At 60.8% G+C, this 24,965-nt stretch carries 20 protein-coding genes and 1 rRNA gene; 5 read left to right on the forward strand and 16 right to left on the reverse strand.

Features of this window, described 5'->3' with window-relative positions:
- Positions 1–160 precede the first annotated feature (160 nt).
- Together rrf and ACJ8QI_RS24385 are read left to right on the forward strand one after the other, a co-directional pair.
- Positions 161–276: ribosomal RNA gene (gene rrf / locus ACJ8QI_RS24380) — 5S ribosomal RNA — on the forward strand.
- A gap of 258 nt (positions 277–534) precedes the next feature.
- A complete protein-coding gene (locus ACJ8QI_RS24385; protein WP_147840222.1) occupies positions 535–1,845 on the forward strand; it encodes an MFS family transporter in 1,311 nt (436 codons plus the stop codon).
- A gap of 36 nt (positions 1,846–1,881) precedes the next feature.
- On the opposite strand, the gene pssA is transcribed toward ACJ8QI_RS24385, so the two are convergent.
- From pssA to trxC, 4 genes are all read right to left on the reverse strand, one after another.
- Complete coding sequence (gene pssA / locus ACJ8QI_RS24390; RefSeq protein ID WP_442533186.1) at positions 1,882–3,237, reverse strand: CDP-diacylglycerol--serine O-phosphatidyltransferase; 1,356 nt, start codon at positions 3,235–3,237, stop codon at positions 1,882–1,884.
- A gap of 152 nt (positions 3,238–3,389) precedes the next feature.
- Positions 3,390–6,038 carry a bifunctional acetate--CoA ligase family protein/GNAT family N-acetyltransferase gene (locus ACJ8QI_RS24395; protein WP_049272601.1) on the reverse strand — a complete coding sequence of 883 codons (2,649 nt, stop codon included), beginning with the start codon at positions 6,036–6,038 and terminating at the stop codon, positions 3,390–3,392.
- A gap of 48 nt (positions 6,039–6,086) precedes the next feature.
- Positions 6,087–6,776, reverse strand: a complete 690-nt coding sequence (locus ACJ8QI_RS24400; protein ID WP_060431249.1) for a tRNA-uridine aminocarboxypropyltransferase — start codon at positions 6,774–6,776, stop codon at positions 6,087–6,089.
- Positions 6,777–6,890: 114 nt separating this feature from the next.
- Positions 6,891–7,310 (reverse strand): thioredoxin TrxC, encoded by a 420-nt coding sequence (gene trxC, locus ACJ8QI_RS24405; RefSeq protein ID WP_004928868.1) that lies wholly within the window; start codon positions 7,308–7,310, stop codon positions 6,891–6,893.
- Between the two features lie 207 nt (positions 7,311–7,517).
- Between trxC and ACJ8QI_RS24410 the strand changes: the two genes are divergently transcribed.
- Positions 7,518–8,606, forward strand: coding sequence for a tRNA/rRNA methyltransferase (locus ACJ8QI_RS24410; protein ID WP_197658747.1), 1,089 nt, complete (start codon positions 7,518–7,520; stop codon positions 8,604–8,606).
- 60 nt (positions 8,607–8,666) lie between these two features.
- Here ACJ8QI_RS24410 and emrB read toward each other — a convergent pair whose 3' ends face one another.
- The 7 genes from emrB to ACJ8QI_RS24445 form a co-directional block, all read right to left on the reverse strand.
- Positions 8,667–10,205 carry a multidrug efflux MFS transporter permease subunit EmrB gene (gene emrB, locus ACJ8QI_RS24415; protein ID WP_038872860.1) on the reverse strand — a complete coding sequence of 513 codons (1,539 nt, stop codon included), beginning with the start codon at positions 10,203–10,205 and terminating at the stop codon, positions 8,667–8,669.
- A 17-nt stretch (positions 10,206–10,222) separates the two neighbouring features.
- A complete protein-coding gene (gene emrA, locus ACJ8QI_RS24420; RefSeq protein WP_033635707.1) occupies positions 10,223–11,395 on the reverse strand; it encodes a multidrug efflux MFS transporter periplasmic adaptor subunit EmrA in 1,173 nt (390 codons plus the stop codon).
- Between the two features lie 23 nt (positions 11,396–11,418).
- Positions 11,419–12,870, reverse strand: coding sequence for an efflux transporter outer membrane subunit (locus ACJ8QI_RS24425; protein WP_442533187.1), 1,452 nt, complete (start codon positions 12,868–12,870; stop codon positions 11,419–11,421).
- 28 nt (positions 12,871–12,898) lie between these two features.
- The gene (gene mprA / locus ACJ8QI_RS24430) at positions 12,899–13,417 is read right to left on the reverse strand and encodes a transcriptional repressor MprA (protein WP_025160249.1); all 519 of its coding nucleotides are present in this window, start codon (positions 13,415–13,417) and stop codon (positions 12,899–12,901) included.
- 162 nt (positions 13,418–13,579) lie between these two features.
- Positions 13,580–13,927: an L-valine transporter subunit YgaH gene (ygaH, locus tag ACJ8QI_RS24435; protein WP_033635704.1), complete on the reverse strand. Its 348-nt coding sequence runs from the start codon at positions 13,925–13,927 to the stop codon at positions 13,580–13,582.
- Positions 13,917–14,663, reverse strand: a complete 747-nt coding sequence (locus ACJ8QI_RS24440; protein WP_038872849.1) for an AzlC family ABC transporter permease — start codon at positions 14,661–14,663, stop codon at positions 13,917–13,919. Before ACJ8QI_RS24440 ends, ygaH begins: the two co-directional genes overlap by 11 nt.
- A gap of 121 nt (positions 14,664–14,784) precedes the next feature.
- On the reverse strand, positions 14,785–15,984 hold the full coding sequence (locus ACJ8QI_RS24445) for an MFS transporter (RefSeq protein ID WP_442533188.1): 1,200 nt from the start codon (positions 15,982–15,984) through the stop codon (positions 14,785–14,787).
- Between the two features lie 105 nt (positions 15,985–16,089).
- Here ACJ8QI_RS24445 and ACJ8QI_RS24450 point away from each other — a divergent pair, with 105 nt between their 5' ends.
- Entirely contained in the window at positions 16,090–16,968 is an 879-nt protein-coding gene (locus tag ACJ8QI_RS24450) for a LysR family transcriptional regulator (protein ID WP_442533189.1), read from the forward strand.
- 30 nt (positions 16,969–16,998) lie between these two features.
- Here the strand turns inward: ACJ8QI_RS24450 and proX are convergent, their stop codons facing one another.
- The 5 genes from proX to ACJ8QI_RS24475 all read right to left on the reverse strand — a co-directional run bounded on the left by proX (position 16,999) and on the right by ACJ8QI_RS24475 (position 23,091).
- Entirely contained in the window at positions 16,999–18,000 is a 1,002-nt protein-coding gene (proX, locus tag ACJ8QI_RS24455) for a glycine betaine/L-proline ABC transporter substrate-binding protein ProX (protein ID WP_033635697.1), read from the reverse strand.
- 70 nt (positions 18,001–18,070) lie between these two features.
- Entirely contained in the window at positions 18,071–19,177 is a 1,107-nt protein-coding gene (gene proW, locus ACJ8QI_RS24460; RefSeq protein WP_442533190.1) for a glycine betaine/L-proline ABC transporter permease ProW, read from the reverse strand.
- Entirely contained in the window at positions 19,170–20,372 is a 1,203-nt protein-coding gene (gene proV, locus ACJ8QI_RS24465) for a glycine betaine/L-proline ABC transporter ATP-binding protein ProV (protein ID WP_038872840.1), read from the reverse strand. Before proV ends, proW begins: the two co-directional genes overlap by 8 nt.
- A 407-nt stretch (positions 20,373–20,779) precedes the next feature.
- Positions 20,780–21,466: a response regulator gene (locus ACJ8QI_RS24470; protein ID WP_048234594.1), complete on the reverse strand. Its 687-nt coding sequence runs from the start codon at positions 21,464–21,466 to the stop codon at positions 20,780–20,782.
- Between the two features lie 32 nt (positions 21,467–21,498).
- On the reverse strand, positions 21,499–23,091 hold the full coding sequence (locus ACJ8QI_RS24475; protein ID WP_442533191.1) for an ATP-binding protein: 1,593 nt from the start codon (positions 23,089–23,091) through the stop codon (positions 21,499–21,501).
- A gap of 326 nt (positions 23,092–23,417) precedes the next feature.
- Between ACJ8QI_RS24475 and ACJ8QI_RS24480 the strand changes: the two genes are divergently transcribed.
- Entirely contained in the window at positions 23,418–24,773 is a 1,356-nt protein-coding gene (locus ACJ8QI_RS24480) for a 2-hydroxycarboxylate transporter family protein (RefSeq protein WP_060441094.1), read from the forward strand.
- Positions 24,774–24,965: the final 192 nt, after the last annotated feature.

Below are 24,965 nucleotides of genomic sequence, written 5' to 3' on the forward strand. Positions count from 1 at the left end.
GGTGTGTAAGTGCAGCGATGCATTGAGCTAACCAGTACTAATGATCCGTGAGGCTTAACCTTACAACACCGAAGGTGTTTTTAGAGAGATTTTCAGCGAAGTTCCGAGATTGGTTCTGATGGCGACACGGGAGTGGCGCGGTTGGAATAAAACGAATTTGCCTGGCGGCAATAGCGCGGTGGTCCCACCTGACCCCATGCCGAACTCAGAAGTGAAACGCCGTAGCGCCGATGGTAGTGTGGGGTCTCCCCATGCGAGAGTAGGACACTGCCAGGCATCAAACAAAGCCGAAAGCCCTGAACTGACGTTCAGGGCTTTTTGCTATGCGTAAAATGGAAAATCCCCGTTGTAACCCGCTTCATCTTTCATCTCACGATTCTATATTCATCACAAAACCAATTCATTTTTTGAATGAACTCCAGATATTCTTCGTCCGCTATTAAGTTTGGCTGTTAACTTATAAATAACAATAAAGTAACAACCAGGGCGGCAGGAAGCCGAATTTCATCATTGCTATGGCTCGGAGAACATATCATGACAGAAACAACCTCGGCTCTTGAGGGTGAGCGCGGCGTCGAACAGGGGGCGCTGGATAACAAAAAACGCATTTTCGCTATCGTTGGGGCTTCGTCAGGCAATCTGGTGGAGTGGTTTGATTTTTACGTTTACTCCTTCTGCTCAATCTACTTTGCCGCCTCATTTTTTCCGGCGGGCAACAGCACCACGCAGCTGCTGCAAACCGCCGGGGTATTCGCCGCCGGCTTCTTTATGCGACCTATCGGCGGCTGGCTGTTCGGCTATATTGCCGACAAACATGGCCGAAAAAACTCAATGCTGCTTTCGGTCTGCATGATGTGCGCCGGATCGCTGGTGATCGCCTGTCTGCCGACGTATGAGTCGATCGGCAGCTGGGCACCGGCGCTGCTGTTGATCGCGCGCCTGTTCCAGGGGCTGTCTGTGGGCGGCGAGTACGGCACCAGCGCTACCTACATGAGCGAGGTGGCGATCAAGGGCCGCCGTGGCTTTTATGCCTCGTTCCAGTATGTCACGCTGATCGGCGGGCAACTGCTGGCGCTGCTGGTCTTGGTGATCCTGCAGCAAATATTGTCCGGCGAAGAGCTGAAGGCCTGGGGATGGCGTATTCCGTTTGCCCTGGGGGCCGTGTTGGCGGTAGTGGCGCTGTACCTGCGCCGCTCTCTGAATGAAACCTCCGATGCGAAGACGCGTAACCACAAGGATGCCGGTTCGCTGACGGGGCTGTGGAAAAACCGCAAAGCGTTTCTGATGGTGCTGGGCTTTACCGCCGCCGGTTCGCTGACCTTCTACACCTTCACCACCTACATGCAGAAATATCTGGTGAACACCGCCGGTATGGACGCCAAGCTGGCCAGCGCCATCATGACCGTCGCGCTGTTCGTCTTCATGCTGCTGCAGCCGGCAGTCGGCGCGTTCTCGGATAAAATCGGCCGTCGCAGCTCGATGCTGATCTTCTCGGCATTGGCCACGGTGTTGACGGTGCCAATTCTGTTTGCCCTGAAAGAGGTGACCAATCCCTTTATGGCGTTCGGCCTGATCGTGCTGGCGTTGTTCGTCGTCAGCTTCTACACCGCGATCAGCGGGCTGCTTAAAGCCGAGATGTTCCCGCCGGAGGTGCGGGCGTTAGGGGTAGGCTTGTCTTATGCGGTAGCGAATGCCCTGTTCGGCGGTTCGGCGGAATATGTCGCGCTGTCGCTGAAATCGTTCGGCGTGGAGAACGCTTTCTTCTGGTACGTTTCCGGCATGTGCCTGCTGGCGTTGCTGGTCTCGCTCCGGCTGCATCGCAAAGGCAAGGAGATACAGCTGTAATAAAAACCCCGGCCTTGGCCGGGGTCAGAGTACATCTTACAGGATACGGCTAATCAGCCGATCGATGCGGATGCGCCGCAGACGGCGAATCAGCTTGCGCACCTTGATCGGGTACTGCTGAATGCTTTGCAGCTCCTGATAATGGCCGACCACGGTGGTGTGGGTGCGGATGCATTCCAGCTCTTTTTGCCGCTGCTCGCGCATTTCCTGCTTGGGATCGTGGATCAGAATGGCGTTTTCCAGATCCAGCCGCCAGGCGCGCGGGTTGAGGTTATTGCCGGTGACCAGCTGCCACTCTTCGTCTACCCACATGCCTTTCAGGTGATAGCTGTTATCGCCATCCTTCCACAGACGCACGATCAGCTGGCCGGTGTCGACATAACGCTGCAAGCGGCTCAGGAAGCGGCGCAGGTTGATCTCGTACAGGTAGGGCAGCGCGCCGATGATTTTGAACGGCTGGTCTTCCGGAATATAGAAGTCGTTGGCAGTTTTGTCGCCGACGATGATCTCCACCTGTTTGCCCTGGCGCAGCAGATAAATGATGTTGCGCACCAGCAGCGCCGGCAGGTTGAAATAGGGGGTACACAGCGTCAGTTTCTGGTCGGCGCACGACATCAGGTGGTGAATGGTTTTATTCAGCACGCTTTGCTTGCCAAGCCCAACCAGCGGCGTCACCGCCAGCTCATCGTTGCCGGCTTTACCGCGGAAGTGGTAACCGGCGCGGCGCAGGGCGAAACGGAACAGACGGGTCTCGTTTTTGATCTCCGGGCTTTTCGGCCGATCGCTGCGATCGAGGCGCTGTACGGCGCCGGCGGTGAGCAGATGCTGCTTGATGTAATCGATCAGGATATCGGCCAACGCCTCGTTGGTGATCAGCTGATAGCGATCGTAACGGTATTTCTCATGCTGATGCAGATAGACGTCATTGATGCTGGCGCCGCTGTAGATCACGGTATCGTCGACCACGAAGCCCTTCAGGTGCAGTACGCCCAGCGCTTCGCGGGTATTGACCGGTACGCCGTAGATAGGCACCGACTGCTCTGGATGTTGGCTGGCCATGGCGCAGTACCAGTCGGCGTTGGTATTGGCGGCGGCGGCGCCGATGCGCCCGCGCTGTGCGCGGTGCCAGTCGACCAGCACGCAGATTTCCAGCTCGGGCCGCTGCTGCTTGGCTTGATACAGCGCGTTGAGGATCTCGCGCCCGGCGTCGTCATGCTCCAGATACAGGGCCACCAGATAGATACGTTGGGTGGCGTTGGCGATGGCGTCCAGCAGCGTGGTGCGAAAGTCGGACGGCGCGTACAGCGTACGAACATCAGCAACCGTCTGGGGGAGTTTGGGCAGTTGTGCAAGGTGTTGTTGATGTTTGCTACGTTTAAATTTTGACAACATCACAGTGCGTTTCTTCTCTCATGATTGATGGCCGGAACGCCACAGGCTTAAAAACAATAAACCGAATAATCGGGCGATAATACCATTAGTTGCCTCGATTGTGCGTATGTTTTGGCGTTAAGTGGTGGATTCGTAGCGCATTGCGACGCAGGTCACTGCGCGTCGGCGGCCTGCAGCGGCAGCGTCAGATTGACGATGCCGTCCTCAAGCTGCACCTCGATGCCAAAGCCCAGCCGCTGCGCCAGTGCGATCATGCCGCGGTTATTCGGCATGGTGATGCCGCTCAGGCGAGTCAGGCCATGAGCGCGCGCATAGGCGATCATTTTCTCCAGCAGCTGACGGCCCAGGCCCACGCCTTTCAGATCGGAACGCACCAGCACGGCGAATTCGGCGTCGGTGTTGTCCGGATCGGACAGCGCGCGGGTCACGCCGATGATCTCGTCTGCGCGCACCGCTACAAAGGCCATTTCTCGATCGTAGTCGATCTGCGTCATGTTGGCCAAATCGTCATGGGTAAACTCGTTGATCTCGCTGAAGTAGCGATAATAGAGATCTTCCTTGGTCACTCTATCGATGAAATGCTTCAGCGCCGGCTCGTCTTCCGGCAGGATTGGGCGGAACAGGCATTGGCTGCCGTCTTTCAGCGCGATGGTCTCTTCCAGCTCCTGCGGATAAGGGCGGATCGCCAGCCGTGCCTGCGGATCGCCGCTGAACGGCGCGAGCTGCATCGAAACGTCCAGCAGGGTGAACTCGCTGCCGGAGGCCAGCACCGGGTGAATATCCAGCCGGGCGATCTCCGGGCAGTCGAGGATCAGGTTGGAGACCTGCACCAGCAGGCGGCTCAGCCCGGGGATATCCAAAGGCCGCAGCGCGCTGCGCCCGCGGATCTTGCCGCCTTTCACCGCCTGCAGCACCAGATAACGCGCCAGCGCCATGTTCAGCGGCGGCAGCGCGACCGCCACCTGATTTTCCTGGCGCCACTCTACGCCGCCTTCGCCCAGCATGATCAGCGGGCCGAAAATCGCATCCTGCTCTACCGCGATGCGCAGCTCTTGGGCGCCGGCGCGGTTGGCCATGCTCTGCACCAGCAGGCCATGGATACGCGCCTGGGGATAGGTGCGCTTCACGCGGTCGAGGATCGCCTCCGCCGCGCGCTGCACTTCGGTCGCGGTGCGCAGGTAGAGCATGACGCCCTGAACTTCCGATTTGTGCGGGATATCCGGCGAACGCAGCTTCAGCGCCACCGGGTAGCCGATCTGTTCGGCAATGTGTACCGCTTCGGCGCTGTCCTCGGCAATCCAGGTCGGCAGGGTGCTCAGATCGTAGGCCTGCAGGATGGATTGCACCTCGTGGGTATCCAACTGGGTGGCGCCTTCGGCCAGCGCCTGATGGATAAGGCGGTGGGCGTCGGCGGTGTTGGCGGTGAGGCCGACCGGCAGCGCCGGCGTCTCCTTCAACTGCTTCTGGTTGCGGCGATATTCCACCATATGCATAAAGGCGGTCACCGCGCCTTCCGGCGTGCGGTAGGTGGGAATGGCGGCCTCGGTAAATAACCGGCGCGCCTCTTGCGAAGAGTATTCGCCGCACCAGTTGGTCAGCAGCGTGATGCGTTTGCCGCGCGGATGGCGGTGCAGCGCCTCGATCAGCCGTTCCGCCGTGGCGGTGCCCGGCGCCGCCGCGCTCGGCGCGTGGATTAACAGCAGCGCGTCATAGTCGTGGCTGTCGAGCAGCGCTTCGATTGCCGCCAGGAAGCGCTGCGGCGTGGCATCATCGCGCAGGTCGAGCGGATTGCCGGCGCGGATGAAATCCGGCAGCGCGTCGCTCAATGTCGCCAGGCTCTCATCGCTCAGCGTGGCCAGCTTGCCGTTGCGTCCGAGCAGTTCGTCCAGCGCCATCGCCGCCGGCGCCGCCCCGTTGCTGACGATCATCAGCCGCTCGCCGCGCAGCGGATGCATATGGCTGAGGGTTTCCACCGCCGAGAACAGCTCATGGGTATCCTGCACGCGCAGCAGGCCGGCGCGCTGGATGGCGGCGTCATAGGCGGCGTCCAGCCCCAGCTGGCTGTTGAGCAACAGCTGCGCCTGTTGGCTGCGGCCGCTTTTGATCACCAGAATGGGCTTGTTGCGCGAGGCGCTGCGCGAGGCGGAGAGAAAGCGCCGCGCATCGCTGATGTTTTCCAGATACAGCAGAATGGCGCTGGTCTTGCTGTCGCGCGCCAAAAAGTCGAGCAGGTCGTCGACGTCGATGTCCAGGCTGTCGCCCAGTGCGATAAAGTAAGAGAAGCCGACTTCGCGCTGCTGCGCCCAGTCGAGAATGGTGTTGGCCACGGCGGCGGACTGCGAAATAAACGCCAGCTTGCCCTTTTGGATCGGCACCGGCGAGAAGCTGGCGTTGATGCCCTGCCACGGCGCCAGCAGCCCCAGGCTGTTGGGGCCCAACAGCCGCATGGCGTAGCGCTGCGCGCAGGCCTTCAGCTCGGCAAACTGTTCCGGCGGCGAAGAGAGTACGATGGCGGTTTTACAGCCGCGTTGGCCCAGCGCTTCAATCAGCGCCAGATTGCGTTTGGCGTGGGTGCAGATGATCGCCAGATCCGGCGTCAGCGGCAGGCTGGCGACGTCGGGGTAGGCCATCACGCCGCAGACCGCCTTGTAGCGCGGCGTGACCGGCAAGATGGGCCCGCCGAAACCGCCGGCCAGCAGGTTGCTCATCATCAGGTTGCCGGCGCGGCCGGGCTGCTGCGAAGCGCCCAGCACGGCGATCGATTTGGGACGTAGTAGCGCTTCTAACCCTCGCTGGCTCATGCACGGCTCCTTTTGGCAACGTTACGCCTGATTTTAGGCGCTTTCTGGCTACATTGCTGTGACCGGTGCCTCCGGCCGGGTCGGTTTTCCCGCCAGATATTGTTGACGGAAATAGCGGAAATGCTGATTCAATCCGTCGGCGGCCGGCAGATCGCCCGCCTGTTGCAGCAGGGCGGCGGCCACTTCCGCCGTGCAGTGTTGCTCGGCGCGGCTGGCTTCGCGCAGCTGGTAGTCCGATGCCGCGTCGACGTTGAGGGAAAACACCGGGAATTGATTGAGGTACGGGCTTTTACGGAACATTTTGCGCGCTTCCGCCCAGGTGCCGTCCAGCATAATGAACAGCGGCGGTTTGCCGCCGGCGGGCAGCTCGCTGAACACCGGCCGTTCGGCGTCGGCGTAGGAAGCGGGGAACACCACATAAGGCTGCCGCGCCGGATCGTTGATGGCCGCCAGCAGGGCCGGATCGACTTCGGTGCGCGACCAGAGGAACGCCTGGGTGTCCGGCAGGATATCGGCGATCAGGCGGCCGGTGTTGCTGGGCTTGAGCGGCTCGGCGCCGAACATGATCAGGCAGAAACGGCTGCCGGCCTGCTGCGGGCGAATGGTGTCGCACAGGCAGTTTTTATGCGGCAGCAGGCAACCCTGACAACGCGCCACCCGGCAACCGCGCGCCAGAAAAGGGCGGGTGGCGCGGTCTAAACGGAATTGGCGCAGGCGAAGTACGGCGTTGTCGGTCATAACGATCCTGGGGAAAAACCGCCATTGTAACGCAGAAAAAAGCCCGCCGGGAGGGGCGGGCTCGATCGGGGCTCGTTCGCGCGCGATGGCGGGATACGGCCTATACTTGCCGAATCACACTAACTCGTTGAGCCAGTTGTCAAACGGCGCTTTTGGCATCGCGCCGTTGAGCATGTCGACCATCTTGCCCTGACGGAACACCATGATGGTCGGGATGCTGCGGATGCGGAAACGGGCGCTCAGCTCCGGCTCGGCTTCGGTGTTCACTTTCACGAAGCGCACTTTGCCGGCGCGCTCTTCGGCCACGTCTTCAAAGATCGGCGCAAAGCTGCGGCACGGGCCGCACCATGGCGCCCAGAAATCGACCACGACCGGCAGATCGTCCTGCAGCAGCTGGTCCAGCGTGGCGGCGGTGGCGTTGATCACTTCACCGTCGAAGAGCTCATGGCCGCAGCGGCCGCATTTCGCGTTGTCCGCCAAACGTTCTTCCGGCACGCGGTTGGTGGCATTGCAAGCTGCACAAACTGTATTCATGTTGACCTCGGGTACAGAGAAAGCATGGTCCCCGCAACGCAGTTGCGGAGATGTTTCTTTAATGCTGACAATTATCGGCAAAACCCGGCGCATGAACAATGAGGTTTGTTCAATGGATGTGATAGTTGGGAGCTTTTAGCGCAAGTTGGTGGCTTCGTGCACCAACATCAGGTAATCTTCGCGCCCTGCGCGTTGGTGGAGAAGACAATGAACGATTCATTTAGTGGCAAGAACGGTAAAGTCAAAGTGATGTACGTCCGCAATGACGACGACAACGGCGACGACCGCAACAAGAATAAACGTCCGGCCGGCAAAGGCCGTCCGGCTGACGGTGCGCGCTCCGGCCGCACCGGTCAAGACAAGGCGCGCGGCGGCAACGATCGCCGCGGTGCCGACTCCCGCCGCAGTGAAAGCGATCGTCCTCGCCGTCCGGCGCGTACTGAAGATCGCGGTGGCAACGAGTCGCCGTGGAGAACCGTTTCTCGCGCGCCGAATGAAGAGCCGGCGTTCGATCACGGCGGTATCAGCGGCAAAAGCTTTATCGATCCGGAACAGCTGCGCCGCCAGCGCGCGGAAGAAACCCGCGTTTACGGTGAAAACGCCTGTCAGGCGCTGTTCGCCAGCCGCCCGGAAGCGATCGTGCGCGCCTGGTTCGTGCAGTCGGTCACCCCGCGTTTCCGCGAAGCGCTGCGCTGGATGGCGGCTAACCGCAAGGCTTACCACGTGGTGGATGAGGAAGAGCTGGCCAAGGCTTCCGGCACCGAGCACCACGGCGGCGTCTGCTTCCTGATCAAAAAGCGTCAGGGCCTGGATGCGCAGACCTACCTGAAAAGCGCACCGGCGACCGACTGCGTGCTGGCGCTGGAAGAAGTGGGTAACCCGCATAACCTGGGCGCTATCGTCCGTTCTTGCGCTCACTTCGGCGTCAACGGCGTGCTGCTGCAGGATCCGGCGCTGCTGGAATCCGGCGCGGCGGTGCGTACCGCAGAAGGCGGCGCGGAGCACATCAAGGCGATCAACGCCGACGATTTCCTGTCGGTGCTGGACACCTTCCGCAAGGCGGGTTACACCATCGTTACCACCTCCAGCCACAAAGGCACCGCGCTGGCGCAGGCCAAGCTGCCGGCCAAGATGGTGCTGGTGCTGGGCCAGGAACGTGACGGTCTGAGCGACAGCGCCTGGCAGCAGGGCGACATGAACGTGTCTATCGGCGGCACCGGCAAGGTGGAAAGCCTGAACGTTTCCGTAGCGACCGGCATTCTGCTGGCGGACTGGTGGCGTCAGAATCAGGCGTAATCTGTTCTACGTCGGATAAAAAAACGGGCGCCCCAGGGCGCCCGTTTCGTTTATTGAAGCTTAGTGAGCGCCGCCGCCCCCACCGCCGCCGGAGCTGAACGGCGGTTTCGCCACCCACACCAGCACCAGCAGCACCAGGAATACCCCGGCCGACAGCCAGAAGATCTCGTTGGCGGAGATGATCAGGCCCTGCGCGGTGATCTCGTTGGCGATATACGCCGACGCCTGTTGTTTGCTCATGCCGAGCTGCTCCAGCTGCCGGTACATCTCCTGCGACTGCGGGTTGTACGGGTTGACGAACTCCGTCAGCTGCGAATGGTGCTGCGATTCGCGCTGCGTCCACAGGGTGGTGGTGATCGAGGTACCGATCGACCCCGCCAGCGTTCGCGTAAAGTTCGACAGGCTCGACGCCGCCGCCATGCGTTCCGGCGGCAGGCCGGACAGCGTGATGGTGGTCAACGGCATGAAGAAGCAGGCGATGGCGAAGCCCTGGACAAACTGCGGCCAGGCGGAAGCGCCGAAGTCCATGCCCGGTTCAAACGTATAGGCGCGCCAGTAGAAGCACACGGCATACATGATGAAGCTGAAGGTGACCAGCCGGCGCATGTCGAGCCGGTTGCCGAACTTGCCGATGATCGGCGACAGCAGCACCGGGATCAGCCCAACCGGCGCCGACGCCAGCCCCGCCCAGGTGGCGGTATAGCCGTACACCTCTTGCAGCAGCTGCGGCAACAGCACGATGGCGCCGAAGTACAGCATGTAGGCCAGGCTGATACACAGGCAGCCGATGGTGAAGTTGCGCGACTTGAACAGCGACAGATCCACCACCGGATGGTCGTCCGTCAGCTCCCACACCACCAGGAACAGCAGCGCCACCACCGCGACGACGGTGAGCGTGATGATCTCGGTCGAGTTGAACCAGTCCAGCTCCTTGCCCTGATCGAGCATGATCTGCAGCGAACCGATGCCGACGATCAGCAATACCAGGCCGACGGTGTCGATCGGTTTGATCTCGGTTTTGGTTTCCCGCCCCTTCAACGTCGCCATCGCCGCCACGATCACGAAGACGCCGATCGGGATGTTGATGAAGAAGATCCAGCCCCAATGGTAGTTGTCGCTGATGTAGCCGCCGAGGATTGGCCCAAAGATCGGCGCGACGATAACGGTCATCGACCAAAGCGCCAGGGCCATCGCTCGCTTGGCGGGCGGATAGTTGTTCAGCAACAGGCTCTGCGACAGCGGGATCAGCGGCCCGGCCACCACGCCCTGGATCACGCGGAAGAAGATCAGCATGCCGAGGCTGTTGGAGATGCCGCACAGCCAGGAGGCGAGGGCGAACAGCGCGGTGGACCAGAGGAACAGCCGCACTTCGCCGAAGCGCTTCGCCAGCCAGCCGGTGATCGGAATCGAGATGGCGTTCGCCACGCCAAACGAGGTGATCACCCAGGTGCCCTGCGAGTTGGAAGACCCGAGGTTACCGGAAATGGTGGGGATCGCCACGTTGGCGATGGTGGAGTCCAGCACCTGCATGAAGGTCGCCATGGCGAGCGCGACCGTCATCCAGGCAAGCTGGGCGCCTTCAAGCGGTTTCTGTGGCAAGATGGCCTCCCGCGCGCTTAGCCGGCGTTCGCATGGATCACGTCGGCGATCAGCTGGTTAACCGGCGCCAGATTCAACGCCAGCGCGTCGCTCTGATACAGCGGTTTGTCGCGCACCACGTCGGCCAGCACGCGGCCGTCCAGGTTGGCGGTGTCGACGGTCACCAGCGTAGAAAGACCGATGCGCAGCGGATGATCGGCCACCTGCTTGGCGTCGAGCTCAATACGCACCGGCAGACGTTGCACCACTTTGATCCAGTTGCCGGTGGCGTTTTGCGCCGGCAGCAGGGAGAAGGCGCTACCGGTGCCCATGTCGATACCGGCCACTTTGCCCTGATACACCACGTCGTCGCCGTAGACGTCGCTGACCACCGTCGCCGGCTGGCCGATGCGCATGTTGGCGATCTGGGTTTCCTTGAAGTTGGCGTCAACCCAAATGTGATCGGCCGGCACCACCGCCATCAGCGGCGAACCGGCGGCGATCTGCGCGCCAACCTGCACGCTGCGGCGCGAGACATAGCCGGTGATCGGGCTGATCACTTTGGTACGCTGCAGCGCCAGCCAGGCATCGCGCATCTGCGCGGCGGCCTGTTGGATCGCCGGCTGCTGTTCCAGCGGGGTGTTCAGCACCATCGCCTGATTGGCGTTGTATTGCTGCACCGCCACTTCCAGCGCGGCCTTGGCGCTGTCGACCGCATCGCGAGCGTGTTGCAGCTCTTCGCGGCCGATGGCGTCAACGCTGCCCAGCACCACGCGGCGCTTCAGATCGTTCTCGGCCTTGCTCAGATCGGTCTTGCGCAGGGCGATGTTGGCCTGATATTGCTTGCTGTTGATGATCAGCTGGTGGGTCTGACGCACGCTGTTGGCCAGGCCGGTCTTGGCGCGTTCAAACGCCTGCTCGGCATCGGTCGGATCGAGCGTCAGCAGCACGTCGCCCTGCTTGACGTAGTCGGTGTTGTCGAAATTGACGCTGTTCACGCTGCCGGACACCTGGGCCATGATCTGCACCTGGTTGCCGGAGACGTAGGCGTCGTCGGTTTCCTGGTGATGACGCAGCACCAGGAACCAATACACTAAGTAAGCCACCCCTATAACAATGAAAATAACCGTCAGCAACAGCAGCCAAAATTTACGCTGCTTCTTTTTGCCGTTCGGCTGCTGCGGGTTTTGGATTTCCGCGCTTGCGCTCATGGTGTTCTCCAAGCCTTATATTATTATGCTTTCGAATCCGCTGCGGCCGGGGCCTGATAGCCACCGCCCAGCGCGCGGATCAGTCCTATCTTCGCCTGCAGTAAATTGCTGCTGGCATTCAACTCCGCCTGTTGCTGCTGTAATAGCTGCGTCTGGCTGGTCAACAGATCGTCGCGCCCGATAATCCCTGCCTGGTAACGGGCGTTGGCGACCTGATACACCTGTTGCATCGACTGGGCCGCGGACGCCGCCTGCAGCTGCTGTTGCGCAGAGCTCTGCTGGATGGTGATGGCGTCGGCGGTTTCCTGTACCGCATTCAGGATGGTTTGGTTGTAGGATTCCACCGCTTCGTCATACAGCGCGGATTCCTCGCCCAGCTTGCTGCGCAGCGCCCCGGCGTGGAAGATTGGCAGCGAAATCGCCGGCATCACGTTCCAGGCCTGGCTGGCCGCTTCAAACAGGTTCGGGCTGGTACCACTGGTATTGGTGGTCATCAGGCCGGCGAAGGCTGAAATGGTCAGGCTGGGGTAAAACTCTTTACGCGCGGCGCTGACGCGCTGGCTGTAAGACTCCACCAGTTGGCGTTGCGCGGCGATGTCCGGGCGTTTGCCCAGCAGATCCGCCGTCAGCTCGCCCTGCGGCGCCATCAGGTTGTCTGCGGGCAACGGCACCTGACGCAGGTGCTGCATGGCGTTCGGCCCCTGGCCGGCCAGCGCGGCGAGCTGGTGTCTGAGCTGCTCGATCTGCGATTGCAGCTGCAGGATCTGCTGCTTGGCGACGTCGGACTGTGCCTGGGTTTGTTGCGGCACGTCGACGCCGGTCAGGCCGGCCTGATAGCGCTGTTGGCGCAGCGCGGTCAGGCGCTCATTGTTGTTCACTTCCTGCTGCAGCAGCTTCTCGAGCGCCAGATTGCTCTGCAGCTGATAGTAGGCGGACGCCACCGAACTGGTCAGCGTCAGCGCCGCCTGTTCCTGCTCGGCGCGCGCGGCGTTGACCTGCGCCTTGGCGGCGTTCACCTGGTTGCGGTATTTGCCCCACCAGTCGAACTCGTACGCCAGGTTCAGCCCCAGTGAATTGGAGCTTTCGTAGATCGGCTTATGCGGATACCCCAGCCCCATATTGACGTTTTGCGGCACGCGCTGGCGTTGGGTGCTGGCGTTCAGATCCAGGTTCGGCCCGTTGGCGGCGCTGGCTTCACCCACCACGCTCTGCGCTTCGCGCACGCGGGCGGCGGCCTGCCGCAGGGTCGGCGAGCTTTGCAGCGTCTGCGTCATCAAGGCGTCCAGCTGCGGATCCTTGAGGGCGCGCCACCACTGCGGGCTGACGGTCAGCGAACTGACTTTCGGCTGAGCCAACTGCAGGCTCTGCGGATCCATCAGCGTGGATTGCGGGGCAATATTATCGGTCGAAGCACACCCGGCCAGCAGCAACACGGCGAACAGCGGGGTGAATCTCCAGTGAAATGGGGATCGCATAAGTAGGTACCTGAACAGAAATTGTGAATTAGGATAACTGTTCTGTGATTTCCATTTGATCCAGACGTGCCAGCAATTTGCGCGTCAGCTGTTCCAGCTGTTTTTGCTCATCGTCGGTCAGCGTGGACCACAGGAAATGCAGACATTGGTGCTGCGGCGGCAGCAGTTGACTGAGAAATTCTTCCCCCTGCGGCGTCAGATGCAGATGCAGGCAGCGGCGATCGTTGTCGCTTTCCCGGCGCTCGATCCAGCCGCGTTTCTCCAGCTCGTCGGCGATGCGGGTCGCATTGGTGCGCGAGGAGCCTAAGGCAGAGCTTAGCTCAGAAGGTTGGATGCTGTGGCTTTCCTGCGCATCCAGGGTGATCAGCGCCATAAACAGTGTTTCGTTAATCCCCTGCGCCTTCAGCATCTTATTGCGGTTTTCCAGCAGCTTGCCTTGCATGTGCATGCACAGGCGGGTCAGCAGGATTTCCTGATAAGGGAAATCTTTCTGCCGGGTGGCGCGGAAATTCAGCATTTGTTCTATGGGGGCAAACGAGCTTTCCATAATTTAGGGCCTCATTAATTTCGTTCGAGATAGTAACGACGGTGACTAATAATGTAAATGTTCAGCCGTGCGGATAATTTAGCAATTCGTGTCATTTGTCAGTGTTTGTAAAGATGTGACGCATGAAAACGCCAAAGTGAAGCCAAACGATCGGGAGCGGCGTCAGCCCGGACCGAAAAGCATTAACAGCTTTAATGTGACGCCAAAGGCCGTCGCGCCGAGCAGCGTCGACAGAATGATGCTTTTGCTGCGGTAGAAGCACAGCGCCAGCGCGGCGAACCCCACCAACGTCGGCAGCAGCTTGTCCGGTTCGCGCATGACGACCGGCGTGCTGGAGACCACCAGCAGGGCGCAGATCGAGGCGATGCCGATGCTGTCGAGCAACAGGGCGGCTTTACCGCGTTTGAGGCCGGGCTGGGCGCGCGCCGGCGCCAGCCGCAGCGGCAGATAACGGAACAGGTAATTGGCGCAGCCCACCACCAGGCCGATCACCAGCACATCAGTGTTCATGGTTGGCCTCCGCAGGGGCGGGCTGGAACAGGGCGGCGACGCAACCGGCGCCGATACCGGCCAAAATGGCGACCGGAATGGAGAACAGCACCACGCCGAGCAGCGCGCCGGCCAATGCGGCAGCAATGGTCAGGCTCTGCGGGCGCCGGAAGGCGGCCAGCAGGAAACTGAGAAACAGCGCCGGTAGCATGAAGGCCAGCGAGGCTTCGATCACCGGGAACTGCTCCAGCGGGCCGTTGCCGAACAGCGCGCCGAGCGCGGTGCCGGCCACCCAGGAAAGCCAGGAACAGAGCGCGATGCCCAGCATCCAGTTTTCGCTCCAGCTGCGGTTATTGCGCATCAGCCTGGCGGTAGCGGCGGCGAAGACCTCATCGGTCAGGCCAAAGGCCCACATCGCCGTTTTACCGGGCGACATGCGCGAGACGATGCGGTGGCGCAGCGCCGGGCCGTAGAGCAGGTGGCGCACATCCATCGCCATCACCGTCAACGCGGAGACCCACAGCGACATCCCGGCGCTCAACAGGGCGGTGATCACGAACTGGCTGGCACCGGCGTAGATAATGCAGGAGAAGAAAATGCTTTCCAGCGGGGAAAAGCCCAGTTTGACGGCACTGAGGCCAAAGGCGAACGCCACCGGGACATACCCGATGACGATCGGCAAACTGTCGACGACGCCGTTGGCGAAGGTGGCGCTGACGGCGGGCGGATTGAGGCTGTCTGCAGCTTGGCTTTGCATGGTTGTGGGTCGCAGGGTAGATAGGACTTCAATAGTTTATGCCCAGAACATTACCAGAGAGTAAGTAATGTTTATACCCTGCACCGCTAATAAATTTCTTAAGTGACTATTTGCACGATAATCAGATTGTCGCCGGCCCCTGCGGATCGTGGTGCTTGCCGAGCCACCAGGTCAGCAGGTTGAGCAGGCATAACACCCCGCCGCCGGCGGCCACGCCGTACCAGCCGGCATGCTGATAGGCCGAGGCGGAGAGCAGTGAACCGAGGGCACCGCCGATAAAGTAGCTGGTCATATAGCCGGCGGTCAGGCGGTTGCGCGCGTCCGGCATGATGCGGTACATCACGCTCTGGTTGGTGACGTGTACCGCCTGCACCGCCAGATCGAGGATCAGGATGCCGGCGATCAGCGCCCACAGCGATTGTTTGGCGAACGCGATAGGTATCCAGGACAGCAGCAGCAGCACCAGGCCGACGGTGGTGGTCAATCCGGCTTTGCCCTTGTCCGCCAGATGCCCGGCGCGTGAAGCGGCCAGCGCCCCGGCGGCGCCCACCAGGCCGAACAGCCCGATCACCCCCTCGGAATAGTTGAACGGGGGCGCGGCGAGCAGAAAGGCCATGGAGGTCCAGAGCACGCTGAAGTTGGCGAACGACAGAGCGCCGAGGATGGCGCGGGTGCGCAGCAGCGGCGTGCGGCAGAACAGGCTGAAGATCGAGGCCAGCAACTGCGGGTAGTTCAGCCCGGAGTGTTGCTTATAGCGCGGCAGCGCGCGCCACAGGATCAGCGCCATCAGGATCATCAGCACGCTGGCGACCCAGTAGATGGTGCGCCAGCCGCCGAACGACGCCAGTGCCCCCGCGACGGTACGCGCCAGCAGGATGCCGAGCAGCAGGCCGCTCATGATGATGCCGACGGTCTTGCCGCGCTTTTCCGGGTGGGCCAGCGTGGCAGCCAGTGGCACCAGGATCTGCGCCACCACCGAGAACAGCCCGGTGAGCGCGGTGCCGAGGATCATCATCGGCAGGGTGGCGGAGGTGGCGGTGATCAGCATGCCCCCGGCGGCCAGCAGCGTCATGAACACGATCAGCCCGCGGCGCTCGAACATATCGCCGAGCGGCACCAGCAGCAGCAGCCCGGTGGCGTAACCGAGCTGCGCGGCGGTCACGATAAAGCCGGCCTGATTGACCGACAGGTTGAAGCCGGTGGCGATGGTTTCCAGCAGCGGCTGCGCGTAATAGTTGCTGGCGACCGCCAGGCCGGTAGCGATGGCGATCAGCACGGTCAGCGCCGGGCTGAGGCCCGGGTGGGCGTTTTGTTGGCTCATGGTTTTTTCATCACGGGAAGAAGATGGCGCGCAGTATCCGGCAACGCACGCCGGGAAACCAATGTATAATTTTCATTTTATTTATCTCATTTCAAGATAGATGCCATGAACCTGAAACAGATCCGCTATGCGCTGGCGGTGGCGGAAGAGCTGAACTTTACCCGGGCGGCGCAGCGCTGCCATACGGTGCAGTCGGCGCTGAGCCACCAGATCGCCAAACTGGAAGAGGAGCTGGGCTGCACGCTGTTTGAACGCACTTCGCGTCGGGTGCGGTTGACCCCGGCCGGCCAGGCTTTCGTGGCCCCTGCGCAGCGCCTGTTGGCGGCGCAGCAGGCGCTGGTGGAGGAGGTGACGGCGGCCGACGGCGCGGTGTCCGGCACCCTGACCATCGGCACCATTTCAACGATAAACGTGATGGCTCTGACCGAAAGGCTCGACAAGTTTCATCGCCACTATCCGGCGGTGAATATCCGCCTGTACGTCGGCATGAGCGAAGCGTTGCTGGAAGACGTGCGCCAGCAAAAATGCGATATGGCGTTCGTCGGCATCTGGCCGGGCGATGCCGATCTGCTGCCGATGTCGCACCGGCAGTTGGCCGATGAGCCGCTGGTGGCGCTGGTGGCGCCGCAGCATCCGCTGGCCGGCCGCGAGCGGGTGAACCTGCAGGCGCTGGCGGAAGTGCCGCTGGTGGATTTCTACAGCGGCACCGGCGCGCGGCGCCAAACCGATCGCGCCTTTCAGGCGGCGGGCATTCGTCGGCACGTCAGTTTTGAAATCGATCATATCGAATGGCTGGAGAATTTGGTGCGGCGCGGGCTGGCGGCGGGCATCGTACCGATTTCGACCGCGCAACGCTTAAGCGCGCTGGTGTCGATTCCGATTGAAGACGGGCCGCGGCGCCAGGTGTATTGCATTTGGCCGCGGCCCATGTCGACTATCGCAGAGCGCTTTTTGCATTTCAGCGGCATCGATATGGCGGGGTAGGGGCGCGGCACAGGCGGCGCCCCTGAACGGTTACGGCTTCGCCGCTTCGGCGGCGGTTTTCACCCAGCCGTCGAAGGTGGCCTGGTGCGCCTTGATCCAACCGTTGACGTGGTTCTGGATGTCGGCTTCCGAAGCCTGGCCTTCATGCATGCGCAAGTTTTGCGCGTTGATGTCGGCGATCGGCAGCTTCATGATGGCGAACAGCTTGGCGGCCGCCGGATTGGCTTCGGCCCACTGCTTGTTGGCGGCGATGCGCATGGTGTTGACCGGGAAGCCGTAGTTGGCGCCGTTAGGCAGCTTGGTGTCGACGTTCTTTTGCTCGCCCGGCAGGGAGGAGAACGGCACCTGCAGCCAGACCACGTCGCGCCCCGGCACCATCACATCGCTGACCCAGTACGGCGTCCAGGTGTAATACAGCACCGGTTTGCCCTCTTTGTAGCGGGTGATGGTGTCGGCGATCATCGCCGCGTAGTTGCCCTGGTTGTGTTCGACGGTATTGCTCAGGCCATAGGCCTTGATATGGTGGTTAATCACCGCTTCGCAGCCCCAGCCCGGGGTGCAGCCGGTCAGATCGGCCTTGCCGTCGCCGTTGGTGTCGAACAGCTTGGCGATCTTGGGATCCTTGAGCTGCTCGACGTTGGTGATGTGGTACTGTTCGGCGGTTTTCTTGTCGATCAGGTAGCCCTGCGCGGCGCCGTTGACGTAGACGCCTTCGCGGTAGAACTTGGCGTCGCCGCCGGCGGCCTTGTACTGATCGGCGTGCAGCGGATCCCAGTTGACCGCGATAAAGGTCGCGTCGCCGGAGGCGATCGAGGTGTAGGCGACGTTGTAATCCACTTCACGCGGTTCCTTCACGTCGTAACCCAATTTTTCCAGCGCCTTGCTGACCAGCAGCGTCTGGAACGTCTCTTCGGAAATGGTGCTTTGCACCGGCTGTACCGCGATCCCCTTGCCGGGTAAATCTGCCGCGCTCACGCTCTGTGAGCCAATCAGCGTCGTCAGGGCGAGAGCCCAGATGCCCGTAGTGCGCATAGTGTTTCCCCTTTTTTCGATGTGGTGGTGTCATAGCCCGCCGGGGCCGCAGCCGCCGGCGGGAAAAGCGTCAGGCCTGTTTGATGAACGGGCGAGTCAGCAGCCCGATGGGGCCGCGGCGATACCAGCGGCTGATGCCTTTGCTGCGGCGATCGCGCCCCAGCGATTGGGTGAGGCGATCGAGAATGATCGCCAGGATCACGATGCCGACGCCGCCGACGGCGGCCAGGCCCATGTCCAGCCGGCCGATGCCGCGCAGCACCATCTGGCCCAGACCGCCGACGGCGATCATCGAGGCAATGACGACCATCGACAGCGCCAACATCAGCGTCTGGTTAACGCCGGCCATGATGGTCGGCATCGCCAGCGGCAGCTGCACCTTGAACAGCAGCTGACGCGGGCTGGCGCCGAAGGATTCGGCGGCCTCGATCAGATCCTCCGGCACCTGCTTGATGCCCAGAATGGTCAGGCGCACGATCGGCGGCAGCGCGAAGATGATGGTCACCACCACGCCCGGCACGTTGCCGATGCCGAACAGCATGACGATCGGCACCAGGTAGACGAAGGCCGGGGTGGTCTGCATGGCGTCGAGCAGCGGTCTAATCACCTTGGCGGCATGCTTGCTGCGCGCCAGCCAGATGCCGAGCGGCAGGCCGATAAGAATGCAGAAGAACAGCGCGGTCAGCACCAGCGCCAGCGTGACCATCGCCTGCGACCAGGCACCGATGGCGCCGATGGCGACCAGGGAGAGCAGCGTGGCGGCGCCCATGCCGAGGCCTGAGACCTGCCAGGCGAGCAGCGAAAACACCAGAATGGCGATCGGCGCCGGCATGCCCAGCAGAAGCTGCTGGAAGCCGCTCAGGATCATGTCGACCGGCACGCGGATACCCTGGAACAGCGGGCGGAAGTGCAGCACCAGCCAGTCGATGCCTTGCGTGACCCAGGTGTCGAACGGCACCCAGGCTTTGTGGAACGGATCGATCAGGCTGAAGTGCTCCGGCTGCGCCGGGGCGCCGCTGAGCCAATCGGCGCCTGACGCGGCGGCGTCATGGGCGGCCGGCGGCGGCGCGCTGGACCAGGCGTCGCCGGCGTTGGTGGCGGCATCGTTTGCGGGTGCGGCGCCGGCATCGGCCGGTGCGGTAGCCCAGGGATCTTGGGTTTGCGTGGTATCACTCATTGGCGGAGCCCTCCTTGTCCAACGCCTGCAGCAGCATGGCCTTGGAGATGATGCCGAGATAGTTATGTTCTTCGCACACCACCGGCACCGCGCACGGCGCCTGGGCGACCAGGGAGATCAGATCGCTGAGCGGCGTGTCGGCCGGCACGGCGGCGGGGGCCTCGAGCAGGGCATCGTCCAGCGTTTGATTGGCGGACAGCGCTTTTTTCAGCGACTCTATCGACACTACGCCGATAAATTTCTTCCCGCGTTCAACCACATAACCATAGTCCCGGTCCTCATCGCGCAGCAGCTGCAGCGCCGAACGGGGGCCAAAACCGGGGGTTTTGCGGATCAGCGTCACCGGGCGCCGTTGGGCGATATCCTTGGCGCTGAACACATGACTGATGTCCACGCCGCGGAAGAAGGTGCGCACATAGTCGTTGGCCGGGTTATTCAGGATCTCGTCCGGCGTACCGACCTGGATCACCTCACCGCCCTGCATGATGGCGATGCGATCGCCGATGCGCATCGCTTCGTCCAGATCGTGGGAAATAAACACGATGGTGCGTTGATGCTGGGCCTGTAATTTCACCAGCTCATCCTGCATTTCGGTACGAATTAACGGATCGAGCGCCGAGAAGGCCTCGTCCATCAATAATATATCCGGGTTATTGGCCAGGGCGCGGGCTAATCCCACGCGCTGGCGCATACCGCCGGATAATTCATCCGGATAAGACAGCGCATAATTCTCCAGCCCGACCTGACGCAGGGCGTCCAGCGCTTTTTCCTGGCGCTCCTGCAGCGGTATGCCGGCTAATTCCATACCGAAGGCGGTATTATTCAGGACATTCATGTGCGGCATTAGCGCGAATGACTGAAATACCATGCTGATCTTATTTCGCCGCACGGTGCGCAGCGCGGTGTCAGATATTTTGGCGATGTCCTCACCGTCGATCAGCACCTGACCGCGGGTGGGTTCTATCAGACGATTGAGAAGGCGTACCAGAGTGGACTTGCCGGAACCGGAGAGCCCCATGATGACAAATATCTCGCCTTCTTCAATGGCCAGAGTGGCGTCTTTTACGCCGAGCGATAAGCCGGTTTTTTCAAACAGCCGATCTTTTGTCAGACCTTTATCCAGCAGTTTGAATGCGCGTTCCGGGTGTTCGCCAAATATCTTATACAGGTTCTTTACTTCGAGTTTAATTGCCATGCAATTTGCTGTTTCCTCTGGTTTAATTAAAGCGATATGAGCTGTCCTTAGCAAAATAAAAGAGCTTTTTACCCTAACACAGTGAATATCTGAGACAACCCTGAATGTCGTTTAAATGGGATATTAGTGGTTTACATCAAGGTTTTAATTAGTTATGGTAATTTGGCCCGTGACTCAAAATTGACGGCCGTTATTCGCCATAATGGATTGGTTTTGGGGGGAAATAACGTGGCGTGAAGCAATGAGATATTTCGCTTCTGCGTCTGCCGTTCGGATAATAAAAAACCCGACCAGAGGCCGGGCAAAAGTCATCAGTATTTCATCAGTTTTAACGACAGGTGCCGATATCGAGGGGGATATCGTCGGGCGCTATGTTATCGCCGTAATATGACAGCCAGATGGCAGCCTCAGGCCTTGCGATACAGCCGCCGCGGATGGCCGATATTGCCGTACAGCATCTCCACCCGCACGAACTGGGTGGCGACGCAATATTCCAGATAACGGCGGGCGGTGGTCTTGCTGATGCCGACCTGCTCCACCACGTCTTCCACCGCATGCGCCACCGCCGGCTGGGCGATAAACAGCGCCTGCACCAGCTCGAGGGTATTGGTTTCGATGCCTTTGGCGCTCGGCTCGCTGGAGAACTGCTTCGACTGCAGGTTGTACAGCGCATCGACGTTGTCCTGATCGATAATCTTGAAGGTGCGCTGGGTCTGCACAAACTGCATGAAGCGTTCGAGCGAATTGCGCAGCCGCTTGTAAGACACCGGCTTGATGATGTAGTCGAAGGCGCCGTTGCGGATCGCCTGGCTGCAGGTATGCATGTCGCTGGCGGCGGTGATGAAGATCACCGAGCAGGCGGGGTTCTTCACCGCCGGTTCTTCCATCAGCTCGATGCCCTGGCCGTCCGGCAGGAAGTTATCCAGCAGGATCAGCCGCGGCTGATGCGTATTGGCTTTGGCCCGCGCTTCGGCCAGCGTGGCGGCGTAAGCCACCACCCGCAGGTTGAAATTTTTCTCGATGAACTCCGCGTGCAGCGTCGCCAGTTGCGGCTCGTCTTCCACGATCAGAACGTCCAGTGCTTGGTGTGACATAATCGGGTGCTCAAAAAATCGGGTTATGGGTTTTATTTAGGGATAAATATAGAGAATATCGCGCCGTGCGGCTCGTTGTCCGACACTTCTATGCTGCCGTGCGCCTGCGCCACGTGGCTGGCGACCAGATGCAGGCCGATGCCGTGGTCGCTTTTATCCGCTTTGGTGGTGACGCCCTGTTCAAACAGCGTATCACGAATCTCCTCGGCGATGCCGGTGCCGCGATCCGCCACCTCGATCACCAGCTCGTCGCTGCCGTCGCTGATATAAAGCTCGATCGCTTCGTGCGGGGCCGGGTAGTGCAGCGTCGCCTCCACGGCATTATCCAACAGGTTACCGACGATCGACATCAGTTCGGTCTCATTCAGCGCCGCTGGGATCTGCCGAAGCTGGCAGGCCGGATCGAAGCGCAGCTCAATGCCTTTTTCTCTGGCGCTGGAGTATTTGCCCAGCAGCAGGCCGCACAGCGCCGCCGAGCTGAAGCGCTGCGAGATGAAATCGAGGATTTCCTGCGCGCCCTCCGACTGGGCCTCCACGTAGCGGATGGCCTCGTCGTAGCGCTGCATATGCAGCAGCCCGGCCAGCGTCGCGGTCCAGTTCAGCTGCTCGTGGCGCATGATGCGCAGGTTGTCGGCATAGCGTTTCACCTGGCTGAGCTGGCTGCTCAGGGTATTGATATCGTTCTTGTCGCGGAAGCTGATCACCCAGCCTTGCAGCTCCTGTTCCTGCATGATGCGCACCCGGCTGGCGATCACCCGCACGTGGTTGAAGCGGCACACCTCGTCATGCGTATCCTGGCCCAGCTGCGCGGCGGCGAAGAAGTTCGGCTGCGCCTGGATCACGTCGCCGATCGGCCGGCCCAGCAAGCCGGCGGCGGGCTGGTGCAGATCCAGCAGCTCGCGCGCCGCATGGTTGATGGTGATGATCCGCAGCTGCGGATCGATGGCGATCACCCCTTCATAGATGGCTTCCAGCAGCGCTTTTTGCTGGCGTACCAGCAGCGCGATCTCTTTCGGTTCCAGCCAGAACATCTGGCGCTTGAGGTTTTTCGACAGCAGCCAGGAAAAGACGAACAGGGCGATCAGCAGCAGGACGATGGAGCCGATAATTTGCGTCAACGTCCTGGCATTTAAATTATCGATATGCGATTTCAAATAGCCGACGGAAACGATGCCGATCACGTGATTATTTTCATCCACGATCGGCGCCTTGCTGCGCAATGAAACGCCAATGCCGCCCTTGCGAATGGAAATAATGCTTTTTCCTTCCAGCACCTCTTTATTATCGCCGCCGATCATCGGCGTGCCCAGGCGGCCTTCATATTCGGAATGATAAAGGTGGCGGGCATGATTATCGCCGATGACGATATAACTGGCGTCGCTGCTGGCGCGGATTTTTTTCATCAGCGCGGCGATCCGGGCGGCGTCGTTGTTCTCCACTGCGTCCACCAGCGAAGGAATGAGGGCGATTTCCCGCGCCTGTACCTGGGCGCGGGCGCCGAGATCGCGGTGCAGCTGCGCATCCAGCTGGTAATAGGTATAGGCGCCGATACAGGTCAGCAGCAGGCAGGAGAAGGCCACCAGGCACAGAAACAGCTTGATTTGAAATGAGAGTTTGAGGCGCATGGCGGTGCTTCACCGTAAAGAGATCCTGAAGCCTTACCCTATCACGAGAAGCGGGGTCTGTAATATTGCGCCCGATCAACTTGTGATCCCTCACACGGGATTAGAGTGAACCGGACGAGAATTGTTCGTCTGCGATAAAGTTGATAAGCTTTAAAATAAAAGCGGTATTAACACCATTAAAACCACGCTGATTTTTACATAATCTTAATTAACCCCATAGAAACCATAACCACCATTAAAAACCCTTTTTAACTTTGAACATAATCACAGCAGATAATCCGTGCGCTTCTCTATGATGGCTGAACAAACTAATAAGAGGCCAGATTATGAGCACAACAGATGATTCTTACCTCGTAGCCAAAGACAAGGCCGCCGATATTTCTCTGCGTGAGAAATGGTGGCGGATACTGGACAATTATAAAGTAGGGATTATTCCGTTACCGTTCTTTATTCTGGCCGGCGTATTGATTCTGCTCGACTGCCTGGAAGGCAAATTGCCGAGCGATATCGTGGTGATGGTGGCCACCCTGGCGTTCTTCGGTTTCGCCTGCGGCGAATTCGGCAAGCGCCTGCCGCTGATCGGCAAAATGGGCGCGGCGGCGATCTGCGCCACCTTCATTCCTTCCGCGCTGGTGCACTACGGTCTGCTGCCGGACGTGGTGGTGGAGTCGACCACCAAGTTCTACAAATCGACCAACATTCTTTATCTCTACATCTGCTGCATCATTGTCGGCAGCATCATGAGCATGAACCGCCAGGTGCTGATCCAGGGCTTCCTGCGCATCTTCATTCCGATGCTGTGCGGCGAGATCGTCGGCATGCTGGTGGGGATGGGCGTCGGCATGGCGCTGGGCCTGGAGCCGTTCCAGATCTTCTTCTTCCTGATCCTGCCGATCATGGCCGGCGGCGTGGGTGAAGGGGCGATCCCGCTGTCGATGGGCTACGCGGCGATCCTGCACATGGAGCAGGGCGTGGCGTTGGGGCGCATTCTGCCGATCGTGATGCTCGGCAGCCTGACTGCCATCGTCATCGCCGGCCTGCTCAACCAACTGGGCAAGCGTTATCCGCACCTGACCGGCGAAGGCAGCCTGATGCCGAGCAAGCAGGGCGACAGCGACATGAACGCGGTGGAAAAAATCAGCGGCAAGGTGGACGTCAGCACCATCGCCTGCGGCGCGCTGCTGGCCATCCTGCTGTATATGGTAGGCATGCTGCTGCACCGCCTGATCGGTCTGCCGGCGCCGGTGGGCATGCTGTTCGCCGCCGTGGCGGTGAAGCTGGCGCACGGGGTGTCGCCGCGCATTCAGGAAGGCTCGCAGGTGGTGTACAAATTCTTCCGCACCGCCGTGACTTATCCGATCCTGTTCGCGGTCGGCGTGGCCATCACGCCGTGGCAGGAGCTGGTGGACGCGTTCACCGTACAGAATCTGATCGTGATCGTCACAACCGTCAGCGCGCTGGTGGCGACCGGTTTCTTCGTCGGCAAGAAAATCGGCATGCACCCTATCGACGTGGCGATCGTCTCCTGCTGCCAGAGTGGGCAGGGCGGTACCGGCGACGTCGCGATCCTCACCGCCGGCAACCGCATGTCGCTGATGCCGTTCGCCCAGATCGCGACGCGTATCGGGGGCGCTATCAACGTCTCGCTGTCGCTGCTGGTGTTGGCCAAGTTCTTCGTATAACTCCTATAAATCCTTAGCGTTACTTTGCCTTTCCCCGCCCCCGCGGGGATTTTTTTACCCGCGCGCCGGCCGTACGCGCGGGCAGGGATAATACCGGTTACGCTGCCTGTTTCATGGCGGCGTCGTACCAGGCGAAATAGCGCTCTACGCCGCGGCGGCCGGATTCGATCAGCGCGCGTTTCTTCTCCTCGC

It is taken from the genome of Serratia sp. CY84636, assembly GCF_052166245.1.
Taxonomy (GTDB): Bacteria; Pseudomonadota; Gammaproteobacteria; order Enterobacterales; family Enterobacteriaceae; genus Serratia; species Serratia nevei.

Coding starts and splice junctions, on each gene's coding strand:
- ACJ8QI_RS24385 (WP_147840222.1), top strand. CDS start 535: ATGACAGAAACAACCTCGGCTCTTGAGGGTGAGCGCGGCGTCGAACAG.
- pssA (WP_442533186.1), bottom strand. CDS start 3,237: ATGTTGTCAAAATTTAAACGTAGCAAACATCAACAACACCTTGCACAA.
- ACJ8QI_RS24395 (WP_049272601.1), bottom strand. CDS start 6,038: ATGAGCCAGCGAGGGTTAGAAGCGCTACTACGTCCCAAATCGATCGCC.
- ACJ8QI_RS24400 (WP_060431249.1), bottom strand. CDS start 6,776: ATGACCGACAACGCCGTACTTCGCCTGCGCCAATTCCGTTTAGACCGC.
- trxC (WP_004928868.1), bottom strand. CDS start 7,310: ATGAATACAGTTTGTGCAGCTTGCAATGCCACCAACCGCGTGCCGGAA.
- ACJ8QI_RS24410 (WP_197658747.1), top strand. CDS start 7,518: ATGAACGATTCATTTAGTGGCAAGAACGGTAAAGTCAAAGTGATGTAC.
- emrA (WP_033635707.1), bottom strand. CDS start 11,395: ATGAGCGCAAGCGCGGAAATCCAAAACCCGCAGCAGCCGAACGGCAAA.
- ACJ8QI_RS24425 (WP_442533187.1), bottom strand. CDS start 12,870: ATGCGATCCCCATTTCACTGGAGATTCACCCCGCTGTTCGCCGTGTTG.
- mprA (WP_025160249.1), bottom strand. CDS start 13,417: ATGGAAAGCTCGTTTGCCCCCATAGAACAAATGCTGAATTTCCGCGCC.
- ygaH (WP_033635704.1), bottom strand. CDS start 13,927: ATGAACACTGATGTGCTGGTGATCGGCCTGGTGGTGGGCTGCGCCAAT.
- ACJ8QI_RS24440 (WP_038872849.1), bottom strand. CDS start 14,663: ATGCAAAGCCAAGCTGCAGACAGCCTCAATCCGCCCGCCGTCAGCGCC.
- ACJ8QI_RS24445 (WP_442533188.1), bottom strand. CDS start 15,984: ATGAGCCAACAAAACGCCCACCCGGGCCTCAGCCCGGCGCTGACCGTG.
- ACJ8QI_RS24450 (WP_442533189.1), top strand. CDS start 16,090: ATGAACCTGAAACAGATCCGCTATGCGCTGGCGGTGGCGGAAGAGCTG.
- proX (WP_033635697.1), bottom strand. CDS start 18,000: ATGCGCACTACGGGCATCTGGGCTCTCGCCCTGACGACGCTGATTGGC.
- proW (WP_442533190.1), bottom strand. CDS start 19,177: ATGAGTGATACCACGCAAACCCAAGATCCCTGGGCTACCGCACCGGCC.
- proV (WP_038872840.1), bottom strand. CDS start 20,372: ATGGCAATTAAACTCGAAGTAAAGAACCTGTATAAGATATTTGGCGAA.
- ACJ8QI_RS24470 (WP_048234594.1), bottom strand. CDS start 21,466: ATGTCACACCAAGCACTGGACGTTCTGATCGTGGAAGACGAGCCGCAA.
- ACJ8QI_RS24475 (WP_442533191.1), bottom strand. CDS start 23,091: ATGCGCCTCAAACTCTCATTTCAAATCAAGCTGTTTCTGTGCCTGGTG.
- ACJ8QI_RS24480 (WP_060441094.1), top strand. CDS start 23,418: ATGAGCACAACAGATGATTCTTACCTCGTAGCCAAAGACAAGGCCGCC.